This window comes from Neobacillus vireti, from assembly GCF_001026695.1.
GTDB lineage: Bacteria > Bacillota > Bacilli > Bacillales > Cytobacillaceae > Neobacillus > Neobacillus vireti.
This window is the reverse complement of record NZ_LDNB01000002.1, coordinates 360,730-380,470: the sequence shown is the minus strand read 5'-3', so window position 1 is coordinate 380,470 and position 19,741 is coordinate 360,730. Positions and strand designations below refer to the sequence as shown.

Below are 19,741 nucleotides of genomic sequence, written 5' to 3'. Positions count from 1 at the left end.
ACGTTAATCGCCTTTTCCGAAATAAAGCCAAATTTTAGAGCCTTCTTTTACTTTGGTACCTGCTTCAGGCGATTGCCTCACTACTATATCCCCTTCGCCGCTGGCATCAATTCTTAGATTAATAATTTGTTCTTGGAGCTCGTCTCTGGATAACCCCTCGAAATCAGGCAGCTTTATTAATGGTGTATCCGGCCATTTTATTTTTTTTTCAATTTGCTCTTTGCGCGGTTCTACACCCATCGCAGTTAGACTATCTTTCATAATATTACCAACGATTGGTGCGCTAATCGTACCCCCGAAGGCAGTAACTCCTTTTGGATTATCAACGGCCACATAGACAACAATTTGCGGATCATCAGCAGGGGCAAAACCAATAAAAGAAACAATGAAGTTATTTTCTAAATATCTTCCGCCTTGCGCTTTTTGTGCTGTTCCTGTTTTTCCACCCACACGATAACCGTCAACAAACGCCCTTCCACCTGTCCCTTGGGCAACAACACTTTCAAGGGCATGTCTAATTTCTTTGGACGTTGCCTCTGAAATAACTCTTCTTTTTTCAACAGGGGAGTTTCGCATGACAACCTCTTTTGTCAGCGGGTCGATTAATTCTTTGGCAATAAACGGTTTGTATAATATTCCGCCATTAATGGCTGCAGCGACTGCCGATACTTGCTGAATCGGCGTGACTGATACACCTTGTCCAAACGCTGTGGTTGCCTGTTCAACAGGACCAACCCGGTTCAAATTAAATAAAATCCCCGTTCCTTCCCCTTGCAAATCAATTCCTGTCTTTTGTCCGAATCCAAAATCCTTGATATATTTAAATAGCTTGTCTTTTCCTAAGCGCTCACCTAATTCGACAAACCCCGGGTTACAAGAGTTTTGGACTACCTCCAAAAAGGTTTGATCGCCGTGACCGCCCCTTTTCCAGCATTTTAGCCTTGCTCCGGCTATCTGAACGGAACCAGAGTCATGGAAATGCTCCTTTTCTAGGTCCACTTTCCCTTCATTAAGTGCGGCCGCAAGGGTAATGATTTTGAAAGTTGACCCAGGCTCATATGTTGACCAGACAGGCAGGTTTCGATTATAAACCTCTTGGGGAACATTTCGGAAATTTGCTGGATCAAATGTCGGTCTACTTGACATCCCCAATATTTCACCGTTGTTTGGATTCATTGCGATTGCAACAATTCCATCTGGATTATATTTTGCTGCCGCTATGTCCAGTTCTCTTTCAATAACGGTCTGAATTTTGGAATCAATCGTCAGTTTTAACTTAAGACCGTTAATTGGATGTTCATAGTCATCAGCCATATCATTCATTCTCTCACCTTTAGCATTAGCATAAAATTTAACGGCCCCGCGTTCACCACTTAACTCTTTATCATAATACTTTTCGAGTCCCATTAACCCTTGGTTGTCGACACCTGCAAACCCAAGAACATGGGAAAGATAACTGCCCATTGGATAATGCCGCTTGGAATCTTCCCCAATATAGACCCCTTCAAGACCAAGTGCTCTGATTTCTTTTGCTCTTTCATGAGAAATTTTTCTGCCTTCCTTTATCCGGACTGACGATGCTTTTTTCGTTATTTCTCGGTAGGCTTTGTCTTTTGGCATATTTAACACAGCGGCAAGCTTCTCTGCAGTTGTTGCTGGGTCTTTAATCTGTCTTGGAATAACATAAACTGTTGGAGCACTAACATTCGTTGCCAATGCTACACCGTTACGGTCAACAATTTCGCCGCGCTCAGGTTCAAAAGGGATATTCCGGCTCCAAGAACCCTTGGCCCGGTCCGTCAACATATCACCAAGGACAAATTGCACATAGCCGAGCCGGACATCAATAACCAAGAAGGTTAAAATACCAATGAATAGTGCAATCATTAGCCGTTTACGGACAGTAACATTAGATACACGCATATAATGAATAATCCTCCTTTTTCCAGCATTCATAAAACATTATCGTTCATTTATATGCTTGTACTTTTTTAATTAGAACGGAGCCTCTGGGTCAAAAACACACAAAGATCCCGCTTTATTAAGCGGGATCTTTGCATGTCGAGAAAGGGTATTTTTCTTGGCAATTTTTTATTTTGTCAGGATCTAAATATCAATTTTATTGATTGTCCCTGCAATGGGGCCTGTTGATTTCCGCTCCTGGCACTCGCTTTCCGCGGGGAGGTCCTGGAGCCTCCTCGGCGCTTTGGCGCCTGCGGGTCTCCAGTGACCTCTAACTCCCGCAGGAGTCGAGTGCCCTGCGCTCCAATCAACAGGGAGGCAAATCAACCTAAAGTATTTCAACACACATTTTCTAACCTTGCTAAGTGTGTTGTATAAAAAGAAGAGGAGAATCCAGATGGGCGGCCATTATCCTCAAAATAAAATGGACGAACTTTTTCTCATAGATAGGCTCTTTTCTAAAATATTGTTGTTTTTTTGATTCGCTGATAAAAGTAGAAATTCGCTGATAAAATTGAAAATTCGCTGATAATGTGGTTAGATCCGCTAATAAACTTCCACAAATCGCTGATAAATCAAGTAAACTAGCTAATTCGTGTAATTTTACACCATATAAGTGACTTTTTTAGAGGGGAATGTGGTTTATAACAACATTTTTTATCCAAACAGCCAAAAGAAAAGAAAAATCTATTTATAATAAGGCGTAGGAGGTGGTCTTCTGAGAATAATTCATCAATAGACACAAATTCCTAATAACTCAAGAACGATGAACAAAAAAGGGGGTGCCCCTAAAAGTCATACTTTTGGGACACCCTCCTTGGATGGTTAATCTTGGACTTTATCTTCCGAGTTTTCCTCTGTCTTTCCTTTTTCCTCTTTATTTCCTTTTTTGGCTTCCTCCCACTGTTCTTCAGGAGTTTTTAAATCCACAATCAGGATATCCCCGTCGCGCAATACTGCTTTTGGTTTTAGATTTTGCTGGACAACATAGCCTTTCCCCTTGGAATTGAGCTTAAGTCCGGCGAGATTAGCTATTTTCATCACATCTCGGAGTGACCATCCTGACATATCTGGTGCTGTCAAATCACCATCGGTTTGAATGATGACCTTTTCACCCTCTAAAATTGCTGTTCCTGCCTCTGGGAGCTGCCCGGTTATTTTTGTTCCACTGCCAAGGACCACAGTGTCATAGCCGTCTGCATTAAGACTTTTGACCGCTTCCTCCACTGACTGTCCCATTAGATTTGGTAATTTTTTAACGGTAGCCTTTGTTACCGTGGATGGCTGGATATTTAAATAATGCAGGCTATTTTGCATAACGGGATTAAAAATCGCTGAAACGGGAATCGCACCTTGACCCGTTTCCTCCCCTTTCAGCTGCGGTTCTTGAACCGCTACATAAACAATTAACTTAGGGTTATCCTTCGGGGCCATACCTAAAAAGGAAAACATATAACTATTCGGACCTTGTAAGTATCTTCCACCTGGTCCCGGAATATTAGCAGTTCCCGTTTTCCCTGCTACACTGTAACCATCAATTTTGTAACGGCCGCCTGTACCTTTAGGTGAAGTCACAACCGTTTCAAGAATATCCCTCACCTTGCTGGCTGTTGCGGCAGAAATAGGTGTCGAAACGACTTCAGGTGTTATTTCCTTAATTGTTTTGCCAGTATCATGATTAACAATTTTTTCGACTACATGCGGCTTTAACATCTTTCCATCATTCGCAATAGCTGTTGCAGCTTGGATTTGCTGAATCGCCGTAATGGCGGTTCCCTGTCCATAGGCAGTGGTGATTTTTTCAATCGGATACGTGTATTGAATTTTTCCTGATGTCTCTCCTGGAAGTTCAATTCCTGTCGGTTTATCAAAGCCGAATTTGGATAAATACTCTCTAAATTTATCAAACCCTAACTTCTCTTTCGCAATTTTGGCAAATGCGACATTGGAAGAACGCTGTACTCCTTCGAGATAGGTAATTGGTCCCCACCCTGAAACATTATGGTCATGAATCGGTTGGTCTTTTGGTGTCACCCGATAGGCACCGGATTGATATGTTTCATTTGGATCAAACTTATTTTCCTGGATGGCGGCGGCAAGGGTAAAGATTTTCATCGTCGACCCTGGTTCGTACGAGGTTTCAATCGCTTCATTATGCCAGCTTTTATCAATACCTTCTTTTGTCTTCGGATGAAACGTCGGCCGCTGCCCCATTGCTAATATTTGTCCTGTTTTTGGATCCGCCACAATCGCAATTATTTTTTTCGGTTTATATTGCTTTACCGCTTGATCCATGGCATCTTCCAAAAAGGTTTGAATCTTCTTATCGAGGGTTAAATAAATATCATTTCCATTTTGGGCAGGAGTAATCTTTTCTTCTCCATCAGGAAGTAAATAGCCCCACAAATCACTCTCATAATTGATTTTGCCATTTTTCCCTGTCAGTTCATCATCCAACTGTTTTTCGATTCCCATACTTACTATTTTATTGGTACCATCTTCCTGCACTATACTTTCTTTATACCCCACTAAATGGGAAGCAAAAATTCCATTTGGATAGAAACGTTTTGAATCACGGATAAACGTAATCCCGGGAATCCCTAAGGCTTCAATTTTTTTCTTTGTTTGATGACTGATATCTTTCCCCGCTTTTCCAAACTCAACCTGAAATCTCTTTTTTTTAATCCCTTCTGATAAAACTCTATAAATCTCCGATTCATCCATGTCAATGATTTGTGAGAGTTGTTTCGCTGTCTTGTTTGGATCTTTCACATGTTTTGGTTTTTTGGAGTTCGTCGTCATTTTCTTATCGAGAATGGCAACAAGGGTATAAGCAGCCGCATCCTCAGCGACAACCTCACCATTTCTGTCAAGGATGTCCCCCCTGGCAGCTTGAATCATTCCTTCTTTGCTGTATTTCTGCTGTGCTTTAGCAGTAAGCGGTTGGCCGCCTACTTCTCCAGTGATTTGAATCGAGTAGAATCTGTACAATAATACAAAAAAGAGCAGGCCGAATATTACAAACAATATCGCTGCTCCTGCATTCATATATGGCTGTTTCTTGTTCATTTCTCGTGCACGACCTTAACATTATCATTATTTAGCTCTAGTCCCATTTTTTTAGCCTTATCGCGGATCCGTTCATAAGTGCTCATTTCGCGCACCTGAACCTGCAAATCACTGTTTACCTTCTGCTGTTCATTTACCTGTGCTTCGATTGTTTGTATTTCGGTGTTAATTTTGTAAATATTTGCTTGATTTGAAATGAGATGGACAGAACCAAAACAAACCAAGCCGGCAAATGCAATACCGATAATTTTTTCTCCTGGAGTGAGCCAGGATTTTTTAATCTTTAATTGACTCTGTTTTTCAACTTTGTGTTCGACTTGCTGTTGTCGTTCTAAATTCCTGGCAAGATTACTCATTCTTTCCCCTCCGGATATTTTATCTGTTTTTTTCCGCAACTCGTAATTTAGCTGACCGAGCACGATTATTTTCCTCTAATTCTTCTTCCGATGGAACGATTGGTTTTCGTGATATTAGCTTTAAAACGGGTTTATATTCATCCGGAATGATTGGTAAACCCTTTAGTAAATTAGGGGTTTCGCTCGCTTTCTTAAAGGCAGCCTTACAAATTCGATCCTCTAACGAGTGAAATGTGATTACACTTATGCGACCTTCTGGGTTTAGCAATTCTATCGCTTGATTTAATGATTGTTCAAACACAGCTAATTCATCATTGACTGCAATTCTGACCGCTTGAAAAATTCGTTTGGCGGGATGTCCGCCCTTTCTCCTCGCAGGCGCAGGGATTGCATCTTTAATAATTTCAACTAATTCAGCAGTTGTTTGAATAGGCTTTTTCTCTCGGGCTGATTCTATTTTTCGGGCAATTTGCTTCGAGAATTTCTCCTCGCCATAGCGAAAAAAGATTCGGACTAAATCCTCATATGACCAGTGATTAATGACATCATAAGCCGAAGTCTCAGCTTCATTGTCCATTCTCATATCGAGAGGGGCATCATGGTGGTAGCTAAAGCCTCTTTCCGGTGTATCCAATTGCGGTGAGGACACGCCTAAGTCATAAAGAACACCATCTACTTTTTCAATCCCGCGATTCGCAAGTTCTTTTTGCAAATATAAGAAATTACTTTTAATAATAATTAAACGATCTCCGTATTCGGATAATCTCTCTTTAGCATGGGCTATAGCTGTTTCGTCCTGATCAAATGCAAACAATTTTCCGTCCGTACCAAGCTTTGAAAGGATGAGAGCACTATGTCCGGCTCCTCCCAACGTACAATCAACGTAAATACCATCTGACTTAATATTTAATCCGTCAACAGCTTCCTTTAATAACACAGTTGTATGTTCAAACATTTACGTACCTTCCTTTTCCAATCGAACGATCATAATGAGAAAATATATTAATATAACTTTCCCATTATATATCAAAGCCAATCATATTTTCTGCAATTTCCGCAAAAGATTCTTCAGACTGTGTAAAATAGTCTTCCCAAATCTGTTTACTCCAAATTTCAATTCGATTGGACACACCCAAAATGACACATTCTTTATCCAACTTTGCATATTGCAATAGTGGTGCTGGGATATTAATTCTTCCTTGCTTATCAAGTTCACTCTCTGTTGCTCCTGAAAAGAAGAATCTGGTAAAAGCTCGGGCATCTTTTTTCGTCAGCGGAAGGCCTTTTAACTTTTCTTCGATAAGCCCCCACTCTGAAACTGGGTAACCAAATAAACATTGATCCAATCCACGCGTAATAATAAACATCTCGCCAAGTTCATCACGGAATTTGGAGGGCACGATAAGTCTGCCTTTATTATCAATGCTGTGATGGTATTCACCCATGAACATACCCATTACCCCCACTTTCTATTAAAAATGTACCACATTCCCCCACTTTCCACCACCTATTTTTAAACTATTCGCCCNGGCCTTTTTTTTTAAAAAAAAAAAAAAAAAAACTCCACTTATATAGTGAAGTTTTTCTAAATGGCAATTACCTTATGGCTTCCATCAAATTCAAAAGAAAGTGCCATTATGTCGTTAACAAAGTTAAGGCCATATTGATTTAAATAGTAAAAAATATTCCAAACCCTTTCTTGCGGAGAACCATCTGGTCTTAATGCGAGATCGACCCGAGCATATTTCTTTAATTGTGTTTCGTGTTTCAGTTTAACGGCGCCTTCAAGCTTAGTTTCCATGAAACTGATTTCCTTCAGCAGATAATTTTCATTCTTCTTTAACAATGGCAACAGCGCTTGATCCAGTTCCACTGTTTTGGCTTCAATCAGCTGATACTGCTTTATTAACTGATCTTTTGTCCTTGAAAATAATTCTTCTAACTCTTTGTCTTTAATTGTTTCTAGAAATTTTGCTCTTTCACTTTCCGTCCCTCTGATTAATACATCCGCTAAATTCAAATGTAACTCCGAGATATCTGTTTCAACAGAACGGTCTAAGAAGGTAATATTTAAACGCGGAACTATTGGCGGCATACTAATCTTAAAATGTTCAAAAACAAGTTTCAGCTCCGCCCAATATGAAATCTCACCAGGACCGGCAATAAAGGCGATGGTTGGAAATAGCCATTCTTGCATGAGCGGCCTCGTCACCACATTATTGCTTAAATTTGCAGGATTTTCAGCGACCAGCCCCAGTAATTCTTCCTTCGAAAAGGAAATAGCACCACTTTTACCCACAAAACAATCAATTTCGCGATCATATTCAAGTAAAATCCGCTCGTTTCTTTTTTCGTCATAGTAGAACAGATTTGCAGCTTGCTCGTTTGCTTCAATTGTAATGGGAAATCCCTTTTCCCCTATTTGCTTTTGCTGTTCTAATAACGAGGATGTGATGGAATCATGGTGAGCAATTTGTGCAATTAAGAATTCCTTTTGAAGCTGGCGGAATTCCCTGTTTCCAGAATCAACGATTAAAAGCCCATAATCCTTAAACAATTCCATAATTATATTCGCAAAAAAATCGACGAAGGTTGACGATTTTACAAGCTCTGCTTCGGCAAATGCTAATAAATCGTTTGTGTGTTCCGTCTCTCCAAAGTTTTCAATTAAGTTTTTCACCCATGAATAACAGATATCTTTATTTAAATGAATATCCGATACCATTTTCTTTTGGATAACTCTTTCCGGATAAGTCCATTTGTCTGTCTTTTGATCAATTGGCACAAACAGATGATTCACTTCTTGGAAATCATGATCTTCTCCTGCTATCCAAAAAACAGGAATAACAGGAATCCCAAGCTGACTTTCTTTTTGTTTTGCTAATTTAATTATCGAAATAATTTTATGTATCGAGTAAAGCGGTCCAGTTAGGATTCCAGCCTGCTGACCTCCTATCACAACGACGCTATTACTTTGTTTTAATTTTTCAATAGACCTCTCAACAGCTTCTGAAGATGGAAAACGCTTCATAAAAGCCTCAATATGGGCTGCAACCTCCATGCGAGGAAATGATCTGCCAGCTAATTCAGCTATTCTTTTCATATCTTCGTTTCGATCATTAAAGCGATAATGAAAAAAAGGCTGGATATCAGCAGATTGTTCCAAATAACTCGAAGCAAACCGATTAGTTGCTGGTAAAGAGAGATTAAAAATCTCCATTCATGTACTTCCTTTCTGATCATCCAAATTCATTCTTTTACGAGTATACCACTACCCGCCATTTTAAAAAAAATTTATGCTTAAGATACAAAGGTAAAGGTTAAGGCGCGATAGATTAAACCATAAAGGGTTAAGGTTATGTAGGCAAGAAAAAAAATAATAAAATTAAAACGCCAAAAACCCTTAGCAACTTTTATTATAATTATTTCCTGCTTCACCTTCCAATGAACGACAACAAACACCGTCGCAATTAAAATCATAAATAATATTATTAACCATGATAACGATTTTCCCGATATCGTGATAATTAAAAAGTGAACAGCAATGATATATAAAATGGTTGTATAGTCTAACGCTTTATGGATAGATTTTCGTTTGTTTTTGGTCATTAACTTTATCAGTAAATATACCAAAATAGAACCGATAAACGGCAGAGTAAAAACCACAGTTAATATAGAGGAGAAAATGGCAGTCACGAAAGCCGCCCCCTCTCTGCTTCTTTTCCTTTAATCAAATAATAAAGGGTTTCTAGTTGAGGAGCTCTCTTTTCCTGCCTGGCAGCTTTTTCCAATAAAAATCCCAAAATAGCGTCTATTTCCGTCGGTCTGTTTGCTTCTATATCTTTTAACATCGAAGACCGATTTTCAGCTGTATTTTTACAAATAGAAATAATTTGCTGGAGATGCTCTTCCTGTTTTTCCAGATTCAAAATGAAAGAGATTTCTCTAAAAAGATTTTTTAATACGTTGAAATAAAAGGGGTTGTTTACTAATTCCCCATTTTCCACCTGGAGGATAGCAGTCAAGGGATTAATGACTGCATTGACAATTAATTTATTTTCAAGCATCTCGTAGTAGTCTTCTTGGAATTCAATCGGAAATTCCTCTGAAAGACGTGTAGAGAATTGCTGCAACAATAAGCCATCTCCATTGAAAACGGCAACGTTAGTTTTCCCTACACCGTTATGGTTTACTCGATAGGAATTATCTTTTAATGCTCCATGTTCGACTGACCCGACAAAGATATTCTTTGCCTGAATATTTGTAAGAAGCTTTAAATGACCCATCCCATTCTGTAGAAATAATAGATTTTCAGGCATGATGGATAAATGATTTATTTTTTCAATTATTGATTGAAGCTGGTATTGTTTCACCGCAATAATCGTTAAAGCTTCTGTTCCCTTCCACTCTGTAATTGGTAAGGCGCTAACGATCGATATCGTTTGTTCTGATCCTTTTTGCAGTATGATTCCACGTCTATTTATCTCAGCGGCCTGCTCCGCTGTTCTTGTGTAAATCGTTACCTCGAATACTCTGCTAATATAGGCAGCAAATAATAATCCAATTGACCCGGCGCCAATTATTCCAACCTTCACCTTAATCCCTCATTTAGTCGTCTTTCCTCCTATTTTATCAGATAATAGCGATTTCTTGTAAACGAGATTAATGAAAAAATCCCATATCGTCATAAAACGATAAGGGATTTTTGATCTATACCGGATAAACTGGGTGTTTCCGAACACTAAAGGTTAATTCTTTCGTTTCATAGTAAGCAAAGCGCTGAATAAGCACATCTCTCAATTCAGCTGGTGCAACAATTTCATCAACAATAAGGTCAGATGCTAGCTTATAAATATCGATATGTTCTTTATACTCTTTTTGCTTCGCTTGAACAAAGGCGATTCTTTCTTTCGGATCTTCAATTTCATTAATCTTATTTGAATAGACTGCATTAACAGCCGCTTCAGGGCCCATTACTGCAATTTGTGCAGTTGGCAGCGCAATACAGCAATCAGGTTCAAACGCCGGACCTGCCATCGCATATAGACCCGCCCCATAAGCCTTTCTAACAACTACTGATATTTTCGGTACGGTTGCCGAGCTCATGGCCGCAATTAATTTTGCCCCATGACGAATAATTCCGGCACGCTCAACCTTTGTTCCAATCATAAAGCCAGGTACATCCGCAAGGAATAATAATGGAATGTGAAAAGCGTCGCAGAGCTGAATGAATTTTGCTGCCTTATCAGCAGAATCAACGAATAAAACGCCGCCTTTGACTTTTGGCTGATTAGCAATAATCCCAACAGCCCGTCCATTGATTCTAGCCAGCCCGGTAATTAATTCCGGTGCAAACAATTTTTTCACTTCATAAAAACTAGCACTATCAACCAGCCTATCGATACATTCATACATATCAAATGGAGCGTTTTGGTTTTCTGGAATGATTGCTTCTAGTTCGCGTCCTTCTTTCGCTGCCACGCCAGCCGTTAATTTTGTTCTTTCTTTAAAGCTGGCGGGAAAAAAGCTAATATACTGTTTTGCTGACTCAATCGCTTCTTCCTCGCTGAAGGCAAGCACATCACCGCAACCGCTTACAGAACAATGCATCCTGGCCCCGCCCATTTCCTCTAACGTAACCTTTTCACCGATTACCTTTTCAGCCATCCTCGGTGAGCCAAGGTACATCGAGGCATTTTTGTCAACCATGATGACGATATCGCAAAACGCTGGAATGTATGCGCCTCCAGCTGCGGAGGGGCCAAATAAAATACAAACCTGCGGAATCATCCCTGAAAGCTTTACTTGGTTATGAAATATTTTCCCTGCACCGCGGCGGTTTGGGAACATCTCTAATTGGTCAGTGATTCTTGCTCCGGCTGAATCGACTAAATAGAATAAGGGAACCTGCAATTTTTCTGCTGTTTCCTGAATACGGATAATCTTTTCAACTGTCCGAGCTCCCCAAGACCCTGCCTTGATTGTCGAATCATTCGCCATGACACAGACTGTCTGGCCATTAATTTTACCAATGGCGGTTACGACGCCATCCGCCGGCAGGTCACCCGCAGTAAAATTGGCAAACTTACCGTCCTCTTCGTATTTACCTTCATCAAACAATAAGGCAAGCCGGTCACGAACAAAGAGTTTTTTTTGTTCCTTGGCTTTCACGTGATATTTTGGATGACCGCCAGCCTCAATTTTTTTCCTGTTTTCATTTAATTGCTCGTTTAATGTGTTTGTAGCTGCCATTAATACTCCCCCTCAATAAATGCTATTCTAAGACGATTAGAACGTCACCTTCATTGACGAAATCACCGATCGTAACCTTTACATCTAGAACAATGCCTTCTGTCGTGCTCTCAATTGGAATTTCCATTTTCATTGATTCAAGCATTAACACTTCTTGACCGACACTTACTTGATTACCGTTTGCTGTAAATATATTCAAAACAGTTCCTGCCATAGATGCTGTGATTTCTTTCATGTTTCTCTCTCCTCTTATTTCACTAATTTTTTTGTTAAAAAGCTTGTGGTATACAATCCGTTTTGGAAGTCTTCATTGGCTAGTATCTTTAAAAAAAGTGGTGCATTTGTTTTTATTCCTTCAATTTGCACCCCTTTAAAGAAACTTTCTGCAGCTGCCAATGCTTCTTTTCGTGTTTGAGCATGAACGATACATTTGGCAATCATCGGGTCATAGAACGGGGTTACCGTTCCCCCCTCCTCGTATCCCGAATCAATCCTTACTTCGCCTCTTTGATTCCAGTTAAGCATAGTGATTTTTCCTGGTGATGGTAAAAAGCGGACAGGGTCTTCGGCATAAAGACGAAACTCAATCGCATTTCCCGACGAGACAATCTCTGATTGCAGTAAAGGTAATTTTTCACCTCTAGCCACAAGAATTTGCCATTTGACTAAATCAAGATTCGTAACCATTTCCGTTACGGGATGCTCCACCTGCAGTCGTGTATTCATTTCTAAAAAATAAAAATTTTCTTCCTCATCGACAATGAATTCTATTGTTCCTGCATTTGTGTAATTAACGGCACGTGCTGCCCTTACAGCCGTTTCGAACATTTTTTGTCTTACAGTGTCCGAAAGAAATGGCGATGGTGATTCTTCGACAACTTTTTGATGTCTTCTTTGAATCGAACAATCCCTCTCAAATAGGTGAACGATATTTCCATGATTGTCTCCAAATACCTGAACTTCAACATGTCTAGCATCTGCAATATATTTCTCAATAAAAACTTCATCTGATCCGAAGTAGGTCTTTGCTCTCGCCTTTGTCGATTCATAGGACTTAACGAGCGCTTGCTCATTTTCACAAAGCACCATTCCAATACCGCCGCCGCCGCCGCTTGCCTTCAGCATGACAGGATATCCGATTGATTCTGCAAGACTCGAAGCTTCTTCAATCGTCTTTAACCCAGAGCCGCTTCCAGGCACTACTGGGACTCCCGCCTGCTCCATTGTCTGGCGCGAAACGATTTTATCACCCATTAATTCGATGGTTTCAGGATTTGGTCCGATAAATATAATTCCATCCGCAATCGTTTGTTTTGCGAATGCGGCATTTTCAGATAAAAATCCATATCCTGGATGGACGGCATCCGCATTTTCGCTTCTTGCGATTTCTAAAATTTTTTCTGCCTGCAAATAGGATTTATCGACAGGCGGTTCCCCGACACAAACCGCTTTAGAAGCCGCTTTCACAAACGGCATTTCCTTATCAGCTTCGGAATAAATTGCAATTGTTTCAATTCCCATCTCCTGACAAGTTTTAATAATCCGCAGCGCAATTTCTCCTCGATTGGCAATTAAAATTTTTTGCACATTTTTTCCCCTTTCATACCCTTTTGACCCACCATTTATATGTTTCTACATCATTCCCCGAATTTCCTGCAAATTTTGAAAACGCTGTCAGAGTTTATAGGAAGAATTTTTTTTGTTTTTGTTATATAATGATCTTAATTCGTTTAGAATAATGCAAAAACTTTGCACTTCATGTAATTCAAAATCATTTGCATATAGACAAAACATGAGCTTTTATTTTAGGAGGATGGCTATGGGAGTAAAAGTGGAAAGACTAAAAGTAAATTTCAAAACACTGGAAGAGTTTAAAAAATTTAAAGAATATGGAATTCAAGAGTTATCTATGCTTGAAGATCTTGAAGCAAATATGGTGGATAATGATAGTGAATCACCGTTTTACGGAGTTTATTTCGGGGACAAACTAGTAGCACGCATGAGTTTATATCAAATTAACGCTAAATTTGACCGCTATTTCTATCCACCGCAAAACTATTTAGAATTATGGAAGCTTGAAGTGTTACCAGATTATCAAGGTAAGGGGTATGGCAAACAGCTTGTTGAGTTTGCGAAAAGCTTTGGCCTTCCAATTAAAACTAATCCAAGAGTGAAGTCAAGCGATTTTTGGGAAAAGATGAATTTCACTAATGTAGAATATGACATGGAGCGTGACCGTGGAGAAAATCCACTTGTCTGGTATCCAGAAGGTGTCGAAGCACAGCATTCATAATATCGGAAAAAAGAAAAAAGCGGACAAAGGAAGTATCCGCTTTTTTCTATTTTTCTACTCTTTCAAGATTACCGTTTTTGTCCATTTGGAATTTTACCTTTTGCTGTCTGTCCTCATCATGGAGGACCACCATCTTCCGTGCTCGCTCCATAATTTCGATTAAAGAGCGGTAATCCTCTTCGATTGCCTTTAAATTTTTCGCCAGTCTTTCATTTTCCGCTGCCAAATAAAAAACTTTCTTCTCCAACTCTTTGATTTTTTCCGAAGATTTCTTCCTATCCTCTTCAAAACTAGATGAGTTTTCGGCTCGCTTTTGAAGTTCTTCTAAAAAATAAAGAACTGCGGGGAAAGTAATGGTACTGCCCTGCTCACATCCAGGCGGCGATGATATCGTTTCCACTTGATCCTCTTCGTGAATAGGCTCCGCTTCCACTGGGATTGCTTGCTTCTTCATCTCTTTACGCTGCTTTTTTGCAAGCTCAATTCCAGATTTATATTGCTTTCTAACATATGAGTTCCAACGGAATCCACAGGCCGCCGAGGTTCTTGATAGCCGTTTGCCTACTTCCTCAAAAGCTTGCAGTTGTGTACCGCCTTCGCGGATATAGCGGAGCACCACTTCAGCAAGCAGCAAATCTTCGTCCTGGGACCATGCATCTTGTCGGGTTGGTGACATCAGTTCATCCCTCCTAGTGTTTTTATAATACATATGCATCTACTAGAAAAGATAGACTCAAACAAGAGTTGTCTTTTTAATCTTTATTCACCGTTTTTTCATTATAAAACTTTTAACATAATCATGATGGGCATCACTTTCCCATAGCGATGCACAATTTCTTACCTCTTCCTCTATTCTTTCACGCAGTTTCGTTTCTTCCCACTTTCTAATCCATATTCTTTTATAAGACTCCAGTACTCTTAAATCCTTGGCTAGGATTTTTTCAAGATATGCTTCACATGCCATTAGCGCATCTTTTTCGAAGAGAGCATCGATAAATCCGTATGCTTTTAATTCTTCTGCTGTATGCAGTTCGGCATCCATTAGCATTTTCATGGCGTTTGCTGCCGGTAGCTTTTCTGCAAGAATTGTCCCGCCGCCCCAGCCAGTGGTTATCGCCTGCTTCCCTTGGACAAAGCCCGCTTTAATTCCATTTCGTGCAAGACGAAAATCGCAGGCTGCAGCAAGTTCACAACCGCCCCCAACTGTGGACCCATTCATGAGCGATATTGTCGGTATTGGTAAAGTAAGGAGCGAATAAAGAATGTCAGCCATTTTTGAAAGCATAGGGTAGGCCTCCTCCTTTGTGTGAAGGAGATGAAATACGGATAAATCTCCTCCCGAACAGAAGGCCCGGTCTCCTTCACCAGTAATAATCAGCGCCTTACTATCAGCTTCAGAAGCCTCATTAATAGCCTCTTCTAAACCGTTCATCACTTCATAATTAATAGCATTTCTTTTTTCACTTCGTGTAATTGTAAATAACAGATAACCCTTCTCCCGTTTTTCAATGGTATATGACAATTTCATTCATCCTTTCACACGAAAATAATGTCAAAGTTTAGATGCCAATAATATGTACGGAAACGACAAAAGCACAAGGGCTATTATGAGCTCCTTGTGCTTTCTATCCTAACAGAAATTAGTCGTTTACAACGTCTTTTCCTTTGTATGTTCCGCAAGCTTTACATACGCGGTGAGCAAGTTTCATTTCACCACAGTTTGGGCAGCTTACCATACCAGGTACGTTTAATTTAAAATGAGTACGACGTTTTCTCTTTGCAGTTTTAGAAGTTCTTCTAAAAGGTACAGCCATTCTTCCCACCTCCTTAAAGAGTATTAAGAAAGGAATGAAGGCCAGGGTTACTGGTTCTTCACTTTGCTTCTTAGTTTTTGCCGATTAGATTTACGAAGAAGAATTGTTTTCGTCAAAAAACTTAGCAAGGCCTGCTAGTCTCGGATCAACCTTTTTCACTTGATCTTCTTCATGAACAACTTCCCAATCCTTCCCGGATTGCGGTGCAGCCCCTTCAGAATCGACGTCTTCGCAAAACACTTGCATCGGAACCTCAAGTAAAAGAATTTCGCGGATGATTGGCATTACATCAATCACGTCCCCTTTTACTTGATGCGCTTCCTCTTCAGTTTCATAAACTGATCCTTGTAAGAGGAACGTTTCAGTTGTTTCGACATTAATTGGATGTTTAACATCCACTAAAGTACGAGAACAAGGAAGAATTAAATGACCTTCGATTTTTAAATGGAATGTCACTTTCGTTGAATCAATATCTCCACGACCCGTAATGTGAATCGCTGAGACTTCCCGAATGGATGGATCGATTTCAATAATCTCATCTACCCGAATCGTTTCATCAATCAAAAAATCCTTGTTTCGATATTTTTGTAATTGACTTAATGTCCATTTCAATTGAATCACCCCAAGGCAACAAAAGTAATTATAGCCTTCGTTAAAATTTTTGTCAATGTTTTTTCTTTACACCTCGTCAGGTGATTTTTTAAAAGGCAATTTGAACAAACGTTATCCTATACTAGTTTATCCAGAACCACTTTTTGCAAACATCTACAACATCTTATCATAAAAATTGATTGGTTTCTTTAAAATTTTGCTATAATGATAATAATTTTTACATAAGGAGATAAAGAATGAGAGCTGTTGGCTTAATTGTCGAATATAATCCCTTTCATAACGGACACGCCTACCATTTGGAGGCTTCGAAGGAGGCAGCAAATGCCGATGTTGTGATTGCAGTCATGAGTGGGAATTTTTTGCAGCGCGGGGAACCTGCACTTGTTTCCAAATGGTATCGCACGAGGATGGCGCTATTAAATGGTGTAGATATTGTTTTTGAACTTCCCTACCGATTTGCTGTACAAAAGGCAGAAACCTTTGCCAATGGGGCCGTATCCATTCTAGATGCAGCTGGCTGCGAATCATTATGCTTTGGAAGTGAAAGCGGAGATCTTTCCGCCTTTCATCAAACAATCGATTTTTTAGAAGAACAGCACACACGGTTTGATCAACATATTAAACGTTTTATGGATACAGGTGTCAGTTACCCTAAAGCCGTATCACTTTCATTTCGGCAATTACCAGAATCGGAACGATATTTGGATTTAGCGAAACCAAATAATATCCTGGGCTTTCAATACATAAAGGCAATCAACCAGCAAAAAAGCCCAATCAGACCACTGACGGTCGCTCGCAAAAACGCTGACTATCACGATGAAGATTTTTCTTCGGAAACGATAGCAAGCGCTACGAGTATTCGCAAAGCCATTTTTTCAAATGAAGATGGTAAATCGAAAATTGACCAATATGTACCTGAGCCAACCAAACAATTGTTACAACAATATTTACACGACTATCATGTGTTTCACCAATGGGAAAATTATTGGAGCTTCCTTCAATTCCGGCTCATTCATAGCAATCCTGATGAACTGAGAGAAATTTACGAAGTGGAGGAAGGACTTGAGCACAGATTACTAGCCGCAGCACTAGTATCCAATAACTTTCAAGAATTTATGCAAAAAATAAAAACGAAACGTTACACATGGACAAGGCTTCAAAGATTATGCGTTCATATTTTGACAAATACAAAAAAGGCAGAAATGGCTGGAAATATCGAAAAAGCCTCCTATTTAAGACTATTAGGAATGACAACAATAGGAAAAGCATACTTGAATATGAGAAAAAAGGATTTCTGCCTTCCCCTCGTTTCAAAACTATCGTCCTTTAAGGAAAAAGAAATTTTATTCGATGTAAAAGCAGCACGTGTTTATTCTCTAGGGATCCCGAATCAGTATAAAAGTGATATGATCAGGCAGGAATACAAGCAACCGCCAATATTTATCGAGAAAAAAAGATGATGCGACTGGCACCATCTTTTTTTACTTCTCTTGGAGCTTTTCTAAGTATTGAACTGCTTCATCGAAAGTATCTATTGGAATAATCTTCATTTTTGTCTTAATATCACGGGCGGTCTTCACGGCAGCACGGTAGTTAGAATTTTTTGCCCCTTTTTCATTCGGAGCTAAAAAGAACTCTGCTCCTGCCTTGTCAGCTGCGACTATTTTTTGTTCAATCCCGCCAATCGGTCCTACAGTGCCGTCAACATCAATCGTGCCTGTTCCGGCAATTTGATAGCCCCTTGTCAAATCAACTTTCGTTAATTGGTTATAAATTTCCAATGAAAACATCAGCCCCGCAGACGGTCCGCCTATTGTATCTGTCTTAACCGTAACCTTTGGATCGACAACAATGTCCTTATCATCTACTAATGAAATTCCAATTCCAACCCTTTTAGGGTCCTCTTTAAACTGCTGAAGACTCAAGGTAACATTTTTTGTTGTCTTATTTCGAGAAAAAGTTAATTCAATCTTATCTCCGGCTTGTTTTTTGCCAACATAGTTAATGAATTCTTCTGAGGACTGGAATTGATGCCCATCCACTTTGAAAATCCGATCCCCTGCTTGAAGCTTCCCTGATGCAGGCATATCGGAAATCACCTGCATGACATAAATCCCTTTATAATTATAGTTTATAGGCATTCCAGCTTTCCGGTAGGCTACTTCTATCGCATTCAGCTTCGAAGCGGCCATTAGATGAAGCTGTCTTACATTGTACTCTTCCTCCGTTTCTTCTTTATTTAACACCATATCCAATGGATAAAGTTCTTCATATTTCCCCATCTTTGCTTCTAAATAGGAGTAAATATTAGCCCTTCCCATTCTTACTGTTGTAAGCATAAAGTTTCCTTCATCCTTATAGCCATTTTCCACCGTTATAATCGGCCCAAGCTCCTTCGCCATTCCTGGTTTTGATACATAATAGGGCAATGAATAATACATCCCGCCTATTAAGATGATGACAAGTAAAACGAAGGATCCTAAGTATATTTTTTTGCGCATTGCTAGTTTACCCCTTCCACTGTTCAATGACGGTTTCTATTTGCTTAAGATATTTTTTAGTTTCTTCCTGACCAAGGTTGATAATTTCCTCAATATTTGTGAAGGACCGCGAACTATACATATCGACAGGAGGGCGGACCATCACGTCGGCTGTGGTCTCCTTGCTGTTGACTATTTCCGTTTGCATAATGTCAATACTCTGCATAATGACATCATATATCGAGGTAATTTCAGCATTACGTTTCACCATTGAAACATCTACGGCAATCACAATATCTGCACCCATTTCTTTCGCAACAGAGATAGGAACACGGTCAGCAACACCGCCGTCCACCAAAAGCCTTCCATTATATTTTTCCGGTACAAATATCCCCGGGATAGAGATGCTTGCTCTTACAGCTTCAGCGACAGGTCCCTCTTTGAAAACAACCTTTTCTCCTGTTAATAAATCGGTTGCGACAATGCCAATTGGAATCGATAAGTCCTCAATATTTTTTCCATGAGTAAAAACCTTAATAAATTCCTTCACTTTCTTTCCTGAAATAAAGCCCATTTTTGGAACGGTAAAATCCAAAAAGTATTTCCTTTTAAAGGCTGTTGAAATTTTATATAGCCGGTCCAAGTCGATGCCTGCCCCGTAAAAACTGGCAACAAGTGCCCCCATGCTACTGCCGGCAATTAGATGAATCGGAATTCCCGCATCTTTCAAGGCGATAATGACTCCTAAATGAGCAAACCCTCGTGCACCGCCCGAACCAAGTGCTAAACCTATTCTAGGGTGCTCCATATTCGCTACCTCCAATTTATTCATCCATAGATTCTCTGCAATCTCATTCAATCTTATGGTCTAAAATAATCTTCTATGAGTATATTTGTGTTATA

At 39.7% G+C, this 19,741-nt stretch carries 19 protein-coding genes; 2 read left to right on the top strand and 17 right to left on the bottom strand.

Annotated elements, in window-relative coordinates:
• Positions 1–3: 3 nt before the first annotated feature.
• From AA980_RS02240 to AA980_RS02190, 11 genes are all read right to left on the bottom strand, one after another.
• A complete protein-coding gene (locus AA980_RS02240; protein WP_024029190.1) occupies positions 4–1,923 on the bottom strand; it encodes a stage V sporulation protein D in 1,920 nt (639 codons plus the stop codon).
• 864 nt (positions 1,924–2,787) lie between these two features.
• Complete coding sequence (locus tag AA980_RS02235) at positions 2,788–5,031, bottom strand: penicillin-binding protein (protein ID WP_024029189.1); 2,244 nt, start codon at positions 5,029–5,031, stop codon at positions 2,788–2,790.
• Positions 5,028–5,387 (bottom strand): cell division protein FtsL, encoded by a 360-nt coding sequence (ftsL, locus tag AA980_RS02230; RefSeq protein WP_024029188.1) that lies wholly within the window; start codon positions 5,385–5,387, stop codon positions 5,028–5,030. The genes AA980_RS02235 and ftsL overlap by 4 nt, the downstream gene beginning before the upstream one ends.
• 19 nt (positions 5,388–5,406) lie before the next feature.
• Positions 5,407–6,342: a 16S rRNA (cytosine(1402)-N(4))-methyltransferase RsmH gene (rsmH, locus tag AA980_RS02225; RefSeq protein WP_024029187.1), complete on the bottom strand. Its 936-nt coding sequence runs from the start codon at positions 6,340–6,342 to the stop codon at positions 5,407–5,409.
• 64 nt (positions 6,343–6,406) lie between these two features.
• A complete protein-coding gene (gene mraZ, locus AA980_RS02220; RefSeq protein ID WP_024029186.1) occupies positions 6,407–6,838 on the bottom strand; it encodes a division/cell wall cluster transcriptional repressor MraZ in 432 nt (143 codons plus the stop codon).
• A gap of 134 nt (positions 6,839–6,972) precedes the next feature.
• Positions 6,973–8,607 carry a bacillithiol biosynthesis cysteine-adding enzyme BshC gene (gene bshC / locus AA980_RS02215; protein WP_024029185.1) on the bottom strand — a complete coding sequence of 545 codons (1,635 nt, stop codon included), beginning with the start codon at positions 8,605–8,607 and terminating at the stop codon, positions 6,973–6,975.
• Between the two features lie 80 nt (positions 8,608–8,687).
• Complete coding sequence (locus AA980_RS02210) at positions 8,688–9,083, bottom strand: DUF3397 domain-containing protein (protein WP_024029184.1); 396 nt, start codon at positions 9,081–9,083, stop codon at positions 8,688–8,690.
• On the bottom strand, positions 9,080–9,982 hold the full coding sequence (locus tag AA980_RS02205; protein WP_024029183.1) for a 2-dehydropantoate 2-reductase: 903 nt from the start codon (positions 9,980–9,982) through the stop codon (positions 9,080–9,082). The genes AA980_RS02210 and AA980_RS02205 overlap by 4 nt, the downstream gene beginning before the upstream one ends.
• 115 nt (positions 9,983–10,097) lie before the next feature.
• Positions 10,098–11,639: an acyl-CoA carboxylase subunit beta gene (locus tag AA980_RS02200; RefSeq protein WP_024029182.1), complete on the bottom strand. Its 1,542-nt coding sequence runs from the start codon at positions 11,637–11,639 to the stop codon at positions 10,098–10,100.
• A 22-nt stretch (positions 11,640–11,661) separates the two neighbouring features.
• Positions 11,662–11,874, bottom strand: coding sequence for a biotin/lipoyl-containing protein (locus AA980_RS02195; protein ID WP_024029181.1), 213 nt, complete (start codon positions 11,872–11,874; stop codon positions 11,662–11,664).
• A 14-nt stretch (positions 11,875–11,888) separates the two neighbouring features.
• Positions 11,889–13,226 carry an acetyl-CoA carboxylase biotin carboxylase subunit gene (locus AA980_RS02190; protein ID WP_024029180.1) on the bottom strand — a complete coding sequence of 446 codons (1,338 nt, stop codon included), beginning with the start codon at positions 13,224–13,226 and terminating at the stop codon, positions 11,889–11,891.
• Positions 13,227–13,458: 232 nt separating this feature from the next.
• Here AA980_RS02190 and AA980_RS02185 point away from each other — a divergent pair, with 232 nt between their 5' ends.
• Positions 13,459–13,932, top strand: coding sequence for an N-acetyltransferase (locus tag AA980_RS02185; protein ID WP_024029179.1), 474 nt, complete (start codon positions 13,459–13,461; stop codon positions 13,930–13,932).
• A 46-nt stretch (positions 13,933–13,978) separates the two neighbouring features.
• Here AA980_RS02185 and AA980_RS02180 read toward each other — a convergent pair whose 3' ends face one another.
• From AA980_RS02180 to AA980_RS02165, 4 genes are all read right to left on the bottom strand, one after another.
• Entirely contained in the window at positions 13,979–14,608 is a 630-nt protein-coding gene (locus AA980_RS02180) for an RsfA family transcriptional regulator (RefSeq protein ID WP_024029178.1), read from the bottom strand.
• A gap of 87 nt (positions 14,609–14,695) precedes the next feature.
• A complete protein-coding gene (locus AA980_RS02175) occupies positions 14,696–15,460 on the bottom strand; it encodes an enoyl-CoA hydratase/isomerase family protein (protein WP_034724343.1) in 765 nt (254 codons plus the stop codon).
• Between the two features lie 112 nt (positions 15,461–15,572).
• Positions 15,573–15,746, bottom strand: a complete 174-nt coding sequence (rpmF, locus tag AA980_RS02170) for a 50S ribosomal protein L32 (protein WP_024029176.1) — start codon at positions 15,744–15,746, stop codon at positions 15,573–15,575.
• A 90-nt stretch (positions 15,747–15,836) separates the two neighbouring features.
• Complete coding sequence (locus tag AA980_RS02165; protein WP_024029175.1) at positions 15,837–16,358, bottom strand: YceD family protein; 522 nt, start codon at positions 16,356–16,358, stop codon at positions 15,837–15,839.
• 236 nt (positions 16,359–16,594) lie between these two features.
• Between AA980_RS02165 and AA980_RS02160 the strand changes: the two genes are divergently transcribed.
• Complete coding sequence (locus tag AA980_RS02160) at positions 16,595–17,818, top strand: nucleotidyltransferase (protein WP_024029174.1); 1,224 nt, start codon at positions 16,595–16,597, stop codon at positions 17,816–17,818.
• Positions 17,819–17,839: 21 nt separating this feature from the next.
• Here the strand turns inward: AA980_RS02160 and AA980_RS02155 are convergent, their stop codons facing one another.
• Both AA980_RS02155 and AA980_RS02150 read right to left on the bottom strand, forming a co-directional pair.
• On the bottom strand, positions 17,840–18,859 hold the full coding sequence (locus AA980_RS02155; protein ID WP_024029173.1) for a SepM family pheromone-processing serine protease: 1,020 nt from the start codon (positions 18,857–18,859) through the stop codon (positions 17,840–17,842).
• 7 nt (positions 18,860–18,866) lie between these two features.
• Positions 18,867–19,646, bottom strand: coding sequence for a patatin-like phospholipase family protein (locus tag AA980_RS02150; protein ID WP_024029172.1), 780 nt, complete (start codon positions 19,644–19,646; stop codon positions 18,867–18,869).
• Positions 19,647–19,741 lie beyond the last annotated feature (95 nt).